The organism is Mesorhizobium sp. M2A.F.Ca.ET.043.05.1.1 (genome assembly GCF_003952445.1).
In the GTDB taxonomy this organism is placed as follows: Bacteria; Pseudomonadota; Alphaproteobacteria; order Rhizobiales; family Rhizobiaceae; genus Mesorhizobium.
Genome location: NZ_CP034446.1, coordinates 1,076,781 through 1,091,064 on the forward strand (window position 1 = coordinate 1,076,781; position 14,284 = coordinate 1,091,064).

The 14,284-nt window shown below is 66.6% G+C and carries 12 protein-coding genes; 4 read left to right on the forward strand and 8 right to left on the reverse strand.

Annotated features, from left to right (window positions below; translation table 11 throughout):
- Genes EJ069_RS05095 through EJ069_RS05110 form a run of 4 tightly spaced genes read left to right on the forward strand, consistent with a single transcriptional unit; the run spans window position 1 to window position 4,398 of the window.
- A complete protein-coding gene (locus EJ069_RS05095; protein WP_126060366.1) occupies window positions 1-1,287 on the forward strand; it encodes a Coenzyme F420 hydrogenase/dehydrogenase, beta subunit C-terminal domain in 1,287 nt (428 codons plus the stop codon).
- A 17-nt stretch (window positions 1,288-1,304) separates the two neighbouring features.
- A complete protein-coding gene (locus EJ069_RS05100; protein ID WP_126060367.1) occupies window positions 1,305-2,465 on the forward strand; it encodes an FAD-binding oxidoreductase in 1,161 nt (386 codons plus the stop codon).
- The gene (locus EJ069_RS05105; protein ID WP_126060368.1) at window positions 2,462-3,736 is read left to right on the forward strand and encodes a Zn-dependent hydrolase; all 1,275 of its coding nucleotides are present in this window, start codon (window positions 2,462-2,464) and stop codon (window positions 3,734-3,736) included. The genes EJ069_RS05100 and EJ069_RS05105 overlap by 4 nt, the downstream gene beginning before the upstream one ends.
- Entirely contained in the window at window positions 3,733-4,398 is a 666-nt protein-coding gene (locus EJ069_RS05110; RefSeq protein WP_126060369.1) for an isochorismatase family cysteine hydrolase, read from the forward strand. Before EJ069_RS05105 ends, EJ069_RS05110 begins: the two co-directional genes overlap by 4 nt.
- Here EJ069_RS05110 and EJ069_RS05115 read toward each other — a convergent pair.
- Genes EJ069_RS05115 through EJ069_RS05150 form a run of 8 tightly spaced genes read right to left on the reverse strand, consistent with a single transcriptional unit; the run spans window position 4,383 to window position 14,278 of the window.
- Window positions 4,383-5,873, reverse strand: a complete 1,491-nt coding sequence (locus tag EJ069_RS05115) for a D-aminoacylase (RefSeq protein ID WP_126060370.1) — start codon at window positions 5,871-5,873, stop codon at window positions 4,383-4,385. The genes EJ069_RS05110 and EJ069_RS05115 overlap by 16 nt on opposite strands.
- A gap of 12 nt (window positions 5,874-5,885) precedes the next feature.
- Complete coding sequence (locus EJ069_RS05120) at window positions 5,886-7,427, reverse strand: trimethylamine methyltransferase family protein (RefSeq protein WP_126060371.1); 1,542 nt, start codon at window positions 7,425-7,427, stop codon at window positions 5,886-5,888.
- 20 nt (window positions 7,428-7,447) lie between these two features.
- Window positions 7,448-8,416 carry a D-2-hydroxyacid dehydrogenase gene (locus tag EJ069_RS05125; protein WP_126060372.1) on the reverse strand — a complete coding sequence of 323 codons (969 nt, stop codon included), beginning with the start codon at window positions 8,414-8,416 and terminating at the stop codon, window positions 7,448-7,450.
- Between the two features lie 7 nt (window positions 8,417-8,423).
- On the reverse strand, window positions 8,424-9,332 hold the full coding sequence (locus EJ069_RS05130) for a dihydrodipicolinate synthase family protein (RefSeq protein WP_126060373.1): 909 nt from the start codon (window positions 9,330-9,332) through the stop codon (window positions 8,424-8,426).
- Between the two features lie 9 nt (window positions 9,333-9,341).
- Window positions 9,342-9,911 (reverse strand): hypothetical protein, encoded by a 570-nt coding sequence (locus EJ069_RS05135; protein WP_126060374.1) that lies wholly within the window; start codon window positions 9,909-9,911, stop codon window positions 9,342-9,344.
- Entirely contained in the window at window positions 9,912-12,770 is a 2,859-nt protein-coding gene (locus EJ069_RS05140) for a 2Fe-2S iron-sulfur cluster-binding protein (RefSeq protein WP_126060375.1), read from the reverse strand.
- A complete protein-coding gene (locus EJ069_RS05145) occupies window positions 12,767-13,033 on the reverse strand; it encodes a sarcosine oxidase subunit delta (protein WP_126060376.1) in 267 nt (88 codons plus the stop codon). The genes EJ069_RS05140 and EJ069_RS05145 overlap by 4 nt, the downstream gene beginning before the upstream one ends.
- Before the next feature lie 3 nt (window positions 13,034-13,036).
- Complete coding sequence (locus EJ069_RS05150; protein ID WP_126060377.1) at window positions 13,037-14,278, reverse strand: FAD-dependent oxidoreductase; 1,242 nt, start codon at window positions 14,276-14,278, stop codon at window positions 13,037-13,039.
- Window positions 14,279-14,284: the final 6 nt, after the last annotated feature.

Here is a 14,284-nt window from a genome sequence, read left to right on the forward strand (position 1 = left end):
ATGGGCCTGATCGAGACCAGTTACAGCCAGGCGCCGCGCGCGGCCGATCCGCTGTCGCTCGGCGAGATCGTCGAGAACGGTCTTTGCATCGGCTGCGGCCTCTGCCGGTCGATGGCCGGGCCTGGCGACGTCGAGATGGTGATGACACCGGAAGAGCGCGAGCGGCCGGTGGCACGAAAGGCATTGGACAAGCCGACATTGGCGAAGATCAACGCCGTCTGCCCGGGAACACGCATCGCCGGTCCGGCCGCGGCGCAGATAAACGAGGCCGCGTTGGCGGACACGGTCTGGGGACCGGTCGAGCGGCTTGTGCTCGGTTCCGCCGCAGATCCGACGGTCCGGTTTATCGGCTCCGGCGGCGGGACACTGACGGCGCTTGGCCAATTCCTGCTCAGCTCGGGACGCGTAAAATTCGTGCTTCATGTCGCGGCGTCGCGCTCCATGCCGATGCGCACGGAACGCAAGCTGAGCTTCGACGCCGCTTCCGTGCTCGAAGGCGCGGGCTCGCGCTATGGGCCGGCGGCCACGCTGGTGGATTTCAACGACATCCTCGATCGCGGCGAGCCGTTCGCGCTGATCGCCAAGCCCTGCGACATCACCGCCGTGCGCAACCTGGCGCGGCTCGATCCGCGCGTCGACGAGCACATGCGCTATGCGCTCGCCTTCGTCTGCGGCGGCGCGTCGGACCTCACCAAGTCGGAACAGGTGCTGCAGCGTTTTGGCCTCGGCGAGGACGAGCTAGCCCTGTTCCGCTACCGGGGCCATGGCAATCCCGGCCCGAATCGCATCGAAACCAAGGACGGCCGCGCTTTCGAGATCAGCTACCGGCAGCTCTGGGAAGACGAGGACAAATGGATGATCCAGCCGCGCTGCAAGATCTGTCCTGATGCGATCGGCCAGGTGGCGGATATCGCGGTCTCGGATTCCTGGCTGAACGGCGGGCCGGCTATAGAGGATGAACCGCTCAACGGCATCATCGTGCGCACGAAGCGCGGGCGGGAGCTGTTCGACGCGGCCGTCGAGGCTGGCGCCCTGCAGATCAAGCGCGAGAGCGACATTGCCGAGATCGGCGAATTGCAGTCGCATCAGGTGCGCAAGCGGCGCGCCGTCTGGGCGCGGCTGAAGGGCATGGCAATCGCCGGCAAGCCGGTGCCTTTTGTCACCGACCTCGCTTTGCGGGATTGCGCCGCGCAGAATTCGCCTGCCGAGAATCTGGCCGAGGGGCGGGGCGCCCGCGACCGCGCCCGCCGCGGCCGTCTGGGCGAGCCGCCTGCGAAGCCGCGCTGAGCAGTTTAGGGGGATCGATGAGCGAGCAGACCGAAGTGATCATCATCGGCGGCGGCATGGCCGGCGCCGGCGCCGCGTACGAGATTTCGCGCGACAGGAAGGTCGTGCTGCTCGAGCGGGAGAGCCATTGCGGCTACCACACCACCGGACGCTCGGCCGCGAGCTTCACCGAGAATTACGGCAACGGCGTCATCCGCCGCATCGTGCTGGCCAGCCGCGCCTTCCTGACCGAGCCGCCTGCGGGTTTTTGTGATTATCCGCTGCTCAGCAAGCGCGGCATGATCACAGTGGCGCGCGCCGACCAGCTCGACCTGTTGCGTGAGGATCTGGCCGCCGCGCAGGCGCTGGTGCCCTCGATCGTTGCGATGACGCCGGACGAGGCGATCGTGCGCGTGCCGGTGCTGCGCCGGGACTATCTCGCCGGCGCTTACATCGAACCGAATTCGATGGATATCGACGTCAACGGCCTGCACCAGGGTTTTCTGCGCGGCGCGCGGGCGCGGGGCGCGCGCATCGTCACCAAGGCTGGTGTCAGAGGCATCGGCAGGCAGGGCGGACAGTGGCGGGTCGAGACGGAAGCGGGACCATTCCTTGCGCCGCTGATCGTCAATGCGGCCGGCGCCTGGGGCGACGAGATCGCGGCCATGGCTGGCGTCCGTCCGGTCGGGCTGCAGCCGAAGCGCCGCACCGCTTTCAATATTCCCGCACCTGCGGGTATGGACATAGCCGACTGGCCGCTGGTCAACGATGTCGGCGCCGAATTCTATTTCAAGCCGGATGCCGGGCAGCTCTTCGTGTCGCCGGCCGATGCGACGCCGTCAGCGCCGATGGACGCCTATCCGGAAGACATCGATGTCGCGATCGGCGCTGAGCGCCTCGAGCGGGCAACGACGACCGAGGTGCAGCGCGTGTCGCGTTCATGGGCTGGCTTGCGGACCTTCGTCGCCGACGGCTCGCCGGTGGTCGGGCCTGACGACGAGTTTCCGGATTTCGTCTGGCTGGTCGGGCAGGGCGGCTACGGGATCAAGACCTCCCCGGCGCTGTCGCGCGTCTGCGCCAGCCTGATCGCCGGCGGCGGCCTGCCGGACGATGTCGCGCGGCAGGGCGTGTCGCTGGACGATCTCACGCCGCACCGGCTGCGTGATGTCACGCCCGAAGCCGGCAAGGTTGCCTCATGAACAGCGCCGTCCTTACGGCCGGAGGTCAACTGGCCGGACGCATCCTGGAGACACTCGCTGACGCCACGGCCGACGCGCCAGGCGTCACGCGCGTCGCCTATGGACCGGGCGAGCGCTTTGCTCACGGTCTGGTGCGCGAGGAAGCGCAAAAGCTTGGCGCGGTTGCGCGCACCGATGCCGCCGGGAATCTCTATTTGACGCTCAATGGCCGCGATCCGGACCTGCCGGCTTTGGTCGTCGGTTCGCATCTCGACAGTGTGGCGCATGGCGGCAATTTCGATGGGGCCGCCGGCGTCGTGGCGGGCCTTGCCCTGATGGCGGAACTGATGGCTCAAGGCGTCCGATTGCACCGTGATCTCATCGTGTTGGCCACGCGCGCCGAGGAAGCCGTCTGGTTTCCGCTGTCCTATCCGGGCAGCCAGGCGGCTCTTGGCTTGCTCGATCCGGAGGCGCTTGAAGCAAAACGATCCGACAGCGGCCGCACGCTGGCCGAACACATGCGCGAGGAAGGGTTCGACCCCGATGCGGTGCGGCGCGGGGTTCCTGGGATCTATGCGGCGCGGATCGCGGCTTTCATCGAGGTGCATATCGAGCAGGGACCGCGTCTCGTCGCCGCCGAAGCGCCGGTCGGTATTGTCACCGGGATTGCCGGCGGGTTCCGCTATGTCGATGCGAAATGCCTTGGCGCTTACGCTCATTCCGGCGCCGAGCCGCGCTTCGCCCGGCATGATGCCGTGCTTGGCTTTGCCGATCTGGTCGCCGCGCTGGAGATCGAATGGGACGCGTTGGAACGTGAAGGGCATGAGGCGACGATCACCTTCGGCCGTGTGCAATCCGATCCGACACAGCATGGCGGCAGCCGGGTTCTGGGCGAGCTCGGCTTCACGCTGGATGTGCGCAGCGCCGAAGCGACGGTTCTCGAACGTGTCGAGGCGCGGCTTCGGACTATTCTGGCTGAAGTCAGCGCCAGGCGGGGCGTGGCGTTCGAACTCGGGCAGCGCGTCACCTGGGAGCCGGCGACGATGTCACCGGGGCTGATCGCGGGACTGGATCATGCCGCCATCGAGCTGCGAATAAACGCGCCGCATGTGCCGAGCGGAGCCGGCCACGACGCGGCGACCTTCGCCGGCGCCGGCATTCCGACGGCAATGCTTTTCGTGCGCAACGAGAACGGCAGCCACAATCCGCATGAGAGCATGGAGATCGCCGATCTCGATCAGGCGATCCGGCTGCTTCTGCGTTTCGTCATCAATCCGTTGGATGAGCCATGAACCTCGCCAAGACCGCCTTGCTCGTCATTGACCTGCAGAATGAATACCGTCCTGACGCCGCATGGCCGGTCGTCGGCTATGACGCGGTGCTCGCCAACACTGCCGTGCTGATCGACGCCGCCCGCAAGGCGGGCGTACCCGTCATCCACGCGCAGGCCTGGGTGAAGCCGGAGGAACGCGACGGCTATGCGCGGCAGGAGGAAATCTTGACCGAGGAATTCCGCTCAGCAGTCGCTGGGAGCGAAGGCGCGGATATCTGCGCCGAGGTGGCGGCGCTGCCCGGCGACATCGTCATCCACAAGCACTGGCCAAGCGCCTTCCGCCGGACCGATCTGTCGCAACGGCTCGCCACGCTCGGGGTTGAAAACCTCGTGGTCGCCGGCGTGCTGACCGACAGCTGCGTGACCGCAAGCGTCTTCGACGCGGTTTACCACGGGTTTCGCGTCTGGCTGGTCAAGGACGCCTGCGGCAGCATGACGGAGGCGATGCACCGCACCGGCATGCTCGACATGGCGAACCGGCTCTATGGCGGCGGCATTCTTCGCCATCCTGAGGCGCTGAAGGCGCTGGCCGGCCAATCTTTCAACGGTTGGCGCTGCACGCGGCCGGTGGAATTCGCCTACACGCTGGAGACGGTCGACAGGATTTACGAGGCGCTGTGATCCGCGCCGCAGTTGCATGCGCCTCTGACGATCGGCTTTGAGGCCGAAGGCTTGAGAACCGCGCCAGGCAGCACTCCAGTGGCTCTCCCTTTTCGCCACACCGATACGCCGTTCACAAAGACATGCTCGATACCGGCGGCGGGCCGGCGCGGTTCCTCGAAGGTGGCGGTGTCGATGATCGTCTCGGGGTCGAAGACGACGAGGTCGGCGAAGTTGCCTTCGGCCAGCAGTCCGCGTTGCGCGATGCCGAATTCCTTCGCGGGCAGCCCGGTCATGCGGAACACGGCCTCTTCCAAGGTGAGCAACCCGACGTCACGCGCGTAGTGCCCGAGCACGCGAGGAAACGTGCCCCATAGGCGCGGATGCGGGTGGATATCATGCGGCAGGCCGTCGGAGCCGATCATGGTGCGCGGATGGGCGATGATGTTGCGGACGTCGTCCTCGTCGAGCTGGAAATAGACCGCGCCCGCCGGCAGCAGGCGCTGGCCGGCCTCGCGCTCGGTGCAGTTCCATTCGCGCGCGATGTCGGCGATCTCGCGCCTCGCCATCTCCGGATGCGGATCGGACCAGGTGATCAGGATCTTCAGGCCGGTGTCGCAGCGCTCCAGGCGCAGCACCGTGGAACTCGCGGCATAGGGATAGACATCCATGCCGATGTCTATCGTCTCGCGCGCCCGGTCGATGCGCTCCAGCGAGGGCCGGCTCTTGCCGAAATTGGCGCGGCCGGTGCACTGGTGGTGCGAGATGAAGAGCTTGCCGCCGGCGTGATCGGCAATGTCGATCGCTTCCTCGATCGCTTCGTCCATCGTCTCGAAATAGTTGCGCGTATGGGTGACATAGGGACCACCCAGGCCTGCCGCCGTGGCGGCCAAAGCCTTGACCTCGTCGGTCGAGGAGTTGACGGCCGGCGGGTAGTCGAGCCCGGTGCTGAGGCCGAAGGCGCCTTCCGCCATCGCCTCGGCGACGGCTTCCTGCATTGCCGCCGTTTCCCCTTCATTGGCCGGCCGGTCGGTAACCGGCATGCAGCGCTGGCGCAAGGTGGTGTGGCCGACGAGCAGGGCGGCGTTGGTGGCAATGCCGCGGCGCTTCAGCTCAGCGACATAGTCGGGAAAGCGGTCGAAGCGAAAATTCTCGCGGCCGCCGACCAGCGTGAAGGGCGGCGGCGGAGTCTTGTCGAGCAGCAGCGGCGCGAGGCTGACGCCGCAATTGCCGGCAATCACCGTCGTCACGCCCTGGCTGATCTTCGGGTCCATGCCGCGCGGGGCTAACAGCGCGCCATCGTCATGCGTGTGCACGTCGATGAAGCCCGGCGCGATCACCCTGCCCTTGGCGTCGATCTCCTCGACGCCCTGAGCATCGTCCAGCCGACCGATCGCCGTGATCCGGTCACCGGTGACCGCGATGTCGGCTTCGAATGGTTTCAAACCGTCGCCGGCGATCAGCGTCGCGTGGCGAATGACGAGATCATAAGGCATTAGATGGGTTTCCTAAGCTTCTGGATTCGCCGCAATCTCTTCGCGGCGGCGCGCCACATAGGCGTCGAGCTCCTCGCGTATCGCGGGGTCCGTCACCGGTTCCTCGTAGTCGTGCAGGGCCTGCTGCCAGAGCTCGGTCGCGCGCTCCAGCGCGTCCTTGCCGCCGGCTTCCTGCCAGGCGCCGTAATTCTGCCAGTTGGAGAGCATCGGCTGGTAGAAGGCGGTGGTGTAGCGCGACATGGTGTGCTCGGCGCCGAAGAAATGACCGCCGGCCGGCACTGACTTGATCGCCTCGAAGCCGAGGTCGTCCTCCTGGAACGGCAGCGGCCGCAGGAACTCCATCATGTTCTGCAGGATCTCGACGTCGAGCACGAGCTTCTCGTAGGACGCGGTCAGGCCACCCTCCAGCCAGCCGGCCGCGTGGTAGATGAGATTGGCGCCGCCCAGCACCGCGCCCCAGGTCGCCATCTCGGTCTCGTAGGCCGCCTGCAGATCGACGACGTTGGAGGCGTTCGCGTTGGAGGTGCGATAGGGCAAATTGTAGCGCCGCGCCAACTGCCCCGCGATGATGTTGGCCTTGGCGTTTTCCGGCGTGCCGAAGGCGGGCGCGCCCGACTTCATGTCGACATTGGAGGTGAAGGCGCCGTACATCACCGGCGTGCCGGGATTGACGAGCTGTGTCAGCGTCACGCCGAACAGCGCCTCGGCGTTCTGCTGGCAGAGCGCTGCGGCAAGCGTCACCGGCGTCATCGCGCCCATCAGTGTGAAGGGCGTGACTGTTACTGGCTGGCCATGCTCGGCCATGGCGATCAGGCCTTCGGCCATCGCATCGTCGAAGAGGCGCGGCGAGTTGATCGAGATGATCGTGGTCACGCCCGGCGAAGCGCGCATCTCCTCGACGGAGATGCCGCGCGCGATCGCCATCATGTTGATGCCGTCCATCGCCCTGGCGCGGCCAATCGCGGTGCAGTGGAAGGAGAGATCGCTCAGCGTCAGATTGGCGTGATAGGTGTCGAGATGGCGGGAATTGGCCGGCAGCTCGATCGGCGCCACCACCTGGTTGCCGATGATGTGGATGGCATTGAAGTGGTGCGCCAGCCGGATGAAGTTCTGATAGTCGGGCAGGTTGCCTGGACGCCGGCCGTTGAGGCGGTCATGCACATTGGGCGGACCGGCGACCAGGCCGAAGACCAGCGAATTGCCGCCGAAATGGACTTGCTTGTCGGGGTTGCGGCTGGTCAGCGTGAAGGACGAGGGAACGTTGCGCAGGGCCTCGGTGACGATGCTCTCGTCGATGCGGATGGTGTTGCTATCGCGGTCGACAATGGCGCCGGCCTTGGCGAATAGGTCCATCACCTTTTCGCTCATGACGCGGATGCCGAGCTCCGACAGGATGCGCATCGACGTCTTGTGCAGCTGCTCCATGCGCTCTTCGTCGAGAAGCTGCATCGGGGGATAGGGGTTTCTCACGCTCTGCCACGGCAGTTGCGCGATGCCGCCGCCGCTGCGTCCGAGCCTCGATCGGCGACCGCCGCCGCGCCTGTCCTGTGACATCGGTTTATTTCCTCTCGGGTTCAGTACCCGCGTTCCGGATTGACCATATTCTCCAGCGGCTGGCCTTTGCGGTAGCGCGCCAGATTGTCGGCGAACATGCGCACCGACTTGATGTCCCAGCCGTCATAGGCCGCCGCGCAATGCGGCGTGACGACGACGTTGTCGTAGCTCCAGAGCGGATGCTCGGCCGGCAGCGGCTCGGTCGTGAATACGTCGAGCGCCGCGCCCTTGATCCGCCCGCTGTCGAGCGCGCGCAGCAATGCGGCTTCCTCGACGACGCCGCCGCGCGAAATGTCGATGAGCACGGCGGTCGCCTTCATCGCGGCGAACGCGGCCTCGCCAAGCAGACCGCGCGTGGTCGGCAGCAGAGGCACGCAGCAGACGATGAAATCGGCGCGGCCTACCAATGCCAGCAGCGCATCGGGACCATGTACCTCGTCGAGCGAAGGCATCGGTTTCGGCCGCGCGCGGATGCCGAGCGTGCGCATGCCCATCGCCTGCGAACGGCGTGCGACGGCCTCGCCGGTCTTGCCGAGGCCGACAATGAGGACGGTCTTGCCCTCGATCGGCTCGACGCGGCCGCCGTCCCATTGGCGGGCCTGCTGGCGACGCTCGAAGCCGCGCAGGTCGAGCGAGGAGGAGAGCATGGCGCCGAGCGCATATTCGGCGAGCATGCCGGCGGCGACGCCGGCCGAGTTCGTCACCGTCACGCGCGTAGGGTCCCACCGCCCGAGATGGTCGGTGCCGGAACCGCCGATCGATATCCATTTCACCGTCGGGCTCTCGGTCAACGCCTGGCGCGGATAGCGCGGCGTGCCGTCGAAGCGGATTGAATAGACCACCTCGGCAGCGGTCTGTTCGATCAGGGCTGGGAGGCCGGCATAGGTATCGCAGGCATGGACTTCGAGGTCCGGATGCGTCTCGGCGAGCACGGCAAGCGCGCCCGCCGGCTTGTCGGTGTGCAGGATGATTGTTGGGCGCGCCGACATCGCGACCTCAATTGCGGCCGATATGGTTGGCGGCGCTGCCCAGCGCCGCAATCAGCGCCTGGCCGTTTTCCAGCGTCGCATTCTCATGCGGCGCGCGCAGGTTCAGCCAGCGCCGGTCGCCGGACTTGACCGCAAGCACCGCCTTCATCGCCGGGATCAGCCCGGCATCCTGGATCACCTTGCGGAACGCCTTGACGGCTGCATCCGCCTCGGCGACGTCCTCGCCTTTGCGGGCCGCGTCGTAGAGGCGGCGGATGGCGGCGGCGTTCAGATTGACCGTGGCCGAGATGCAGCCGGCCGCGCCGCTCGCGAGACCCTTGGTGAGTTGCGCCTCCGAGCTTGGGAACACGGAGATATCGGGCGCGGCGGCGATGACGGCGGCGGTGTTGTTCCAGTCGCCGGCGCTGTCCTTGTAGGCGACGACCGTGTCCGGAAAGGCCTTGCTCAGTCTGGCTGTCAGCGCCGGGCTGACCGGCACGCCGGAATTCTGCGGGATGTGATAGAGGATCATGCGCATTGATGGCTTCGCCACCTTCTCGATCAGTTCGCTGTAATAGCGCGCCTGACCATTGTCGCCGGCGCCGGTGTAGAAGAAGGACGGCAGCACCATGACCGCGGCGCAGCCGAGGCCGACGGCATGCGCCGACAATTCGACCGTTTCGGGAAGCGCGGTCACACCAGTGCCGGGCATCAGCCGGTCGGACGCGATGCCGGCCTCGACCAGCCATTCCAGCGCCTGCATGCGCTCACGCAACGAAACTGACAGCGCTTCGCCCGTCGTGCCGAAGGGCGAGAGGAAATGCGCGCCCTGGCCGAGCACCCATTTGGCGTGGGAGATCCAGAGATCGCGCGCGATGCGGCCGTCGTCTTCGAACGGTGTCAGGATGGGGGCGATGGTTCCTTGCGGGCGGGTCATGACTATCCTCTATGCTGTGTGGCCGGCCACCGCCGCGACAGCGCGGGCGAAGTAGGCCGAAGCCGTGATGTCGAAGAGTATGTCGAAACCTGCCGGCGAACGAAACGTCACGGCCTCGACATGGCCGACGCGGGTTTGCGCGATATCGTCGGCGCCGAATTTTTGCGATCTCAGGTCCAGCGCGCAAAGACTGCACATCGCTTCGGCGAGGCGGGGGCCGGAAAGCCGCATCCATGCCCAGCCTTCCTCGCGCCATGACGAGTAGCCTTTCGGCGCCGGGGCGGCCTGCCAGATGGCTTTGACATCGGCGAGAGTTTCCGCGGCGTCCTCCGCGAGGAGCAGGATGTCCTCGTTGCCGAGCCGAAGGACCCTCATACCGCGATGCTCGCCGATGCGGTTGACTGGGGGGAGGGGAATGCCGTGCTGGCCGAGCCAGGCGGCACTGCCGCCGCCTTTCAGGCCGAAGCGCGGCTTGTCTGTAAGATCGCTCAGCGCGACCGCGCCGGAAATCAGCGTCGTGCCGTCGGCCGCGCCGCCGGGCATGAAAGGACAAATGCGAGTCGCTGCGCCGGCGGCCATCTAGATCTCCTGCCGCGCGTTGGTCGGGTCGAAGAAGGCGTGGGCGACGACAGGCGCCTCGACCAACTCGCCGTTGCGGCACTTCACCATCACGCGGCTGCCTTCCGCCTGGTCGTCGACATGGACATAGGCGAGCGCGATGTGGCGCCCGAGCGACGGCGAATATCCGACCGACGTGATCTGGCCGACGGGAGCGCCATTGCGCAGCACCAGGCAGCTTTCGCCGGGGATGTTGCTGGCGCCGGCGGGGAATTGCAGCCCGACCAGCTTGCGGGTCTGGCCGAGCCTTGCGCGCATCTCGATGGAGCGCTTGCCGACGAAGAACGGCTTCTTCTTCGAGACCGCCCAGCCGAAGCCCAGCTCGTCCGGGGTGGTGATCGCATCCGTGTCCTGGCCGATCAGGATATGGCCTTTCTCCAGGCGCAAGATGCGCGACGCTTCCAGCCCATAGGGGCGTAGGCCGTGCGGCTTGCCCGCGGCCATCACCGCGTCCCAGAGGCTGGGTGCCAGGCTCGAGGGACAATGCAGTTCGTAGCTGAGCTCGCCCGTGAAGCCGATGCGCATCACGCGGACCGGCACCCCGGCGACTGTGCCTTCGCGGCCGCTGAGATAAGGGAAGGCGTCGCGGCTGAAATCGATGTCGCTCTCCAGCGTTTCGAGCACCTGGCGCGCCTTGGGCCCGGTGACGTTGAGGCCGCAGAACGCGCCGGTGAGGTTGAGCACGTCGACCTTCAGGCGCCAGTCGGCATTCCAGAAAAGCATGTCGGCATAGACACGCGCGACGGCGCCGGTGGTCGCCGTCACATAGAACTGATCCTGCGTCATCCGGTAGGCGACGCCATCGTCGACCACCGAGCCCATCTCGTTGAGCATCAGGCAGTAGCGGACGCGACCGACAGGCTGGTTGGCGTGCGCCATCGTGTAGAGCCGGTCGAGGAACTCGCCGGCGTCCGGCCCGCGGATCTCCAGCTTGCCGAGCGTCGAGACGTCGAGCAGGCCGACGCCTTCGCGCACCGCCATGATTTCCTCGTGAACGGCTTCCTCGGCGCTGCTTGCGTCACCATAGTGATAAGGCCGCCACCATGCGCCGACCGGCCTCATCGCGGCGTTCAGCGCCAGGTGCCGCGCATGCAGCGCCGTGCGGCGCTCCGGAACTTCGTGATGGCCGGCAAGTACGCCGAGCGTTTCCGGCCCCACGGGAGGACGCGCCGTGGTGATGCCGATCTCGCCGATCGCCCGGCCGGTTGCCTCGGCGACGATCCGGGCGGTCGCCAAGGCCGAGTGACGTCCCTGGCTCGGGCCCATGCCGACAGTGGTGAAGCGCTTGACCAGCTCGATCTCGCGATAGCCCTCCTTGGTGGCGTTCTGCAGATCCTTGACCTGCAGATCCTCGTCGAAATCGACGAAGTCGCGTCCCTTGGCATCGGCGACGATCGGTTGCACATAGCGTGGCCGGGCGACTTTTGGGCTGGCCGCCGGAGGCTCATCGGCAACCGCATGGCCGAGTCTCGAGAGCGCGGCCGACGCCGCGCGCCGGCCGCTGGCGATGGCATCCTCGATCTCGTCCGTGCCGGCAACGGCGCCGGCGAGATGGACCGGACCTTCCGGCAGCATAATCGTCATCATCTGCGTGGCGGCGTCGTAGCCGACCTTGCCGCCGGCCTGACACGGCAATTGCCATGCCGGGGCGCTGCCGATCGAAACCGTCAGCAGGTCGCAGGCGATCCAGCTTCCGCCGAGACGGACGCGGGCGAGGTTGCGATTTCCGACCGTGCCTTCCGCCGCCTCGATAGTCACGCCTTTGCGGATGGCGACGCCCTTGCCGCGGAGTTCGGATTCCAACGGACCGGGCTCGCCGGCAGATCTCGGATCGACAAGCTCGACGACCGACACGCCGGCGTCCAGAAGATCGAGCGCCGTCCGGTAGCCGTCGTCATGGGCGGCCAGCACCACGGCACTGTGACCAGGCCGCACGCCATAGTGGCGGATCAGGCGCTGCGCGGCTCCGCCGAGCATGATCCCCGGCAGGTCGTTGTTGCGGAAGACGGCCGGCTGCTCGATCGCGCCCGTCGCGAGGATCACCTCGCGGGCGCGTGTCCGATGGAGGCGGTTGCCCTCGATCAGCGGCAGCCAGTTGTCCTCGTACCAGCCGTTGCAGACGGTGCCGGTCAGCAGCTTGAGATTGGGCAGCGATGCGAGCCGTGACGACAGGCCGGAGAGGACGGCCGGATCGTAGCGGCCATAGCTCAGCACGCCGCCGATCTCGGGATTCTCGTCGCACAGCACCACGTCGGCGCCGGCATCCGCGGCGGCAATCGCGGCGCTCAGTCCCGTCGGGCCGGCGCCGACGACGAGCACGTCGCAATGCAGATGCGTCTTGTCGAAATGCCGGTGCGGCGCCTTGGTATCGACCACGCCGAGGCCCGCCTTGCGGCGGATCATAGGCTCCCAGAATTTCAGCCAGCTGTCGCGGCGCGGACCCATGAAGGTGCGGTAGTAGAAGCCGACCGGCAGGAAGCGGCCGAACCTGTCCATGACGGCGTCGCGGTCGCGATCGAGCGAGCCGTTGACGTTCTGGGCGCTGACCCGCAGCCCTTCGCTGATCGGCGTGCGCTCGGCGGCGGCGTTCGGCTCGAACGGCAGTTGCACCAGCGCGTTGGCGTCGGCTCCGGTCATCGACAGGATGCCGCGCGGACGGTGGTATTTGAACGAGCGCGACAGCACCCATTGGTCGGATGCGGCAAGCGCGCTGGCGATGCTGTCGCCTTCATAGCCTTCAAAAGTCTTGCCTTCGAAGGTGAAGCGGATGCGGCGGCTCCGATCGATGCGGCTTCCGAAAGGGGCGGGCAGCCGGTTCATGCGCGGTCCCGCAGTTGCGAAGCGTCGAAGGTGCGGATGATCTCGTTGCTGACCAGATCGCGCTCGGCCAGGAAGAAATAGTTGCTCGGCACGTGCCGCCACCACTCGACAACGATGCCCTTGCGGTTTTCGGCGCGGAACAGGTGCCGCGACCAATCCCTGTCGGCGGTTGCGTTCGGATCGGGCCTTGCGCGCACTGGTCCGAAGGACTGGAACTCGTCGATGTTGCGCGAGCCGTTCATGGGGCAGGTGAGCAGTTTCATCGGTCAGTGGCTCGCGGCGGTGGCGCCCATTTCATTGAGCAGCCGGAAGGTTTCGAACCGCTCCAATGCAAATGGTTTCAGGATGTCGGGCACGCGGCCCTCGGCGATCGTCTGCGCCATGCGCTTGCCGGCGACGGGAGTCGCCTTGAAGCCCCAGGTGCCCCAGCCGCAGTCGAGCCACAGATTGGCAAGCGGGCTGGCGCCCATGATCGGGCTGTAGTCCGGCGTCATGTCGGTGATGCCGGCCCATTGCCTCAGCAGGCGCACGCCCTGCAGGAAAGGAAAGAGGTGGACGGCGCCTTCGGCGAGATGCTCCTTCATGTCGAGCGTCGAGCGCGTCGAATAGAGCTGGTAGGGGTCCGAGCCGCCGCCGATGACGACCTCGCCGCGCGAAGACTGGACGAGATAGGTGTGCAGCGAGACCGATGAGACCAGCGTGTGCAGCCATGGTTTCAGAGGCTGGGTCACCATCGCTTGGAGCGGATAGCAGCGGATGGGAAGCTCGACGCCGGCCATCAGCGCCACGTCGTAATTCATGCCGCCGGTGGCGATCAGCACCTGGCCGCAGGCGATGCGGCCCCGGTTCGTGTTGACGGCCTGGACGCGATCGCCGACGACCTCGAAGCCTTCGACCTCGGTGCGCTGGTGGATCTCGACGCCACGTCGCGATGCCTGGGCGGCGTAGCCCCAGGCGACGGCATCGTGGCGCGCCGTTCCGCCGTCGGCATGCCAGAGCCCGCCGAGAATTTCGAGCGGGCCGCCATAGTCCATGTTCAGCAGCGGACAGAGCTCCGCGACGCCCTTCTGGTCGACGACCTCGGTGCGCGTGCCCATATGCTTGCCCATCTCGGCGCGCATATGGAAGCTGCGCATCGTCGCCTCGGTATGCGCAAGCGTCAGCTGCCCGCGCTGCGAGAACATGACGTTGAAGTCGAGCTCTTGCGACAGCCGCTCGAAGAGCTCGACGCCCTCCTTGTAGAAGGCGATGCCTTCCGGGGTGATGTAGTTGGAGCGGATGGTGGTGGTGTTGCGCGCCGTGTTGCCGCCAGCAAGATAGCCTTTTTCCAGCACGGCGACGCTCTTGATGCCGTGATACTTTGCAAGATGATGCGCGCAGGACAGTCCATGCCCGCCGCCGCCGATGATGACGACGTCGTAGGCCGGCTTCAGCTCCGGCGTTGCCGGGATGTCGCCGCTGACCGGATAGTCCCGACTGAGACCGTATTTCAGGAGCCTGAGGGGCATTGCGGG

Bases quoted from the DNA above. Each gene is read 5' to 3' on its own strand.
- EJ069_RS05095 (WP_126060366.1), top strand. From the start codon at position 1: ATGGGCCTGATCGAGACCAGTTACAGCCAGGCGCCGCGCGCGGCCGAT.
- EJ069_RS05100 (WP_126060367.1), top strand. From the start codon at position 1,305: ATGAGCGAGCAGACCGAAGTGATCATCATCGGCGGCGGCATGGCCGGC.
- EJ069_RS05105 (WP_126060368.1), top strand. From the start codon at position 2,462: ATGAACAGCGCCGTCCTTACGGCCGGAGGTCAACTGGCCGGACGCATC.
- EJ069_RS05110 (WP_126060369.1), top strand. From the start codon at position 3,733: ATGAACCTCGCCAAGACCGCCTTGCTCGTCATTGACCTGCAGAATGAA.
- EJ069_RS05115 (WP_126060370.1), bottom strand. From the start codon at position 5,873: ATGCCTTATGATCTCGTCATTCGCCACGCGACGCTGATCGCCGGCGAC.
- EJ069_RS05120 (WP_126060371.1), bottom strand. From the start codon at position 7,427: ATGTCACAGGACAGGCGCGGCGGCGGTCGCCGATCGAGGCTCGGACGC.
- EJ069_RS05125 (WP_126060372.1), bottom strand. From the start codon at position 8,416: ATGTCGGCGCGCCCAACAATCATCCTGCACACCGACAAGCCGGCGGGC.
- EJ069_RS05130 (WP_126060373.1), bottom strand. From the start codon at position 9,332: ATGACCCGCCCGCAAGGAACCATCGCCCCCATCCTGACACCGTTCGAA.
- EJ069_RS05135 (WP_126060374.1), bottom strand. From the start codon at position 9,911: ATGGCCGCCGGCGCAGCGACTCGCATTTGTCCTTTCATGCCCGGCGGC.
- EJ069_RS05140 (WP_126060375.1), bottom strand. From the start codon at position 12,770: ATGAACCGGCTGCCCGCCCCTTTCGGAAGCCGCATCGATCGGAGCCGC.
- EJ069_RS05145 (WP_126060376.1), bottom strand. From the start codon at position 13,033: ATGAAACTGCTCACCTGCCCCATGAACGGCTCGCGCAACATCGACGAG.
- EJ069_RS05150 (WP_126060377.1), bottom strand. From the start codon at position 14,278: ATGCCCCTCAGGCTCCTGAAATACGGTCTCAGTCGGGACTATCCGGTC.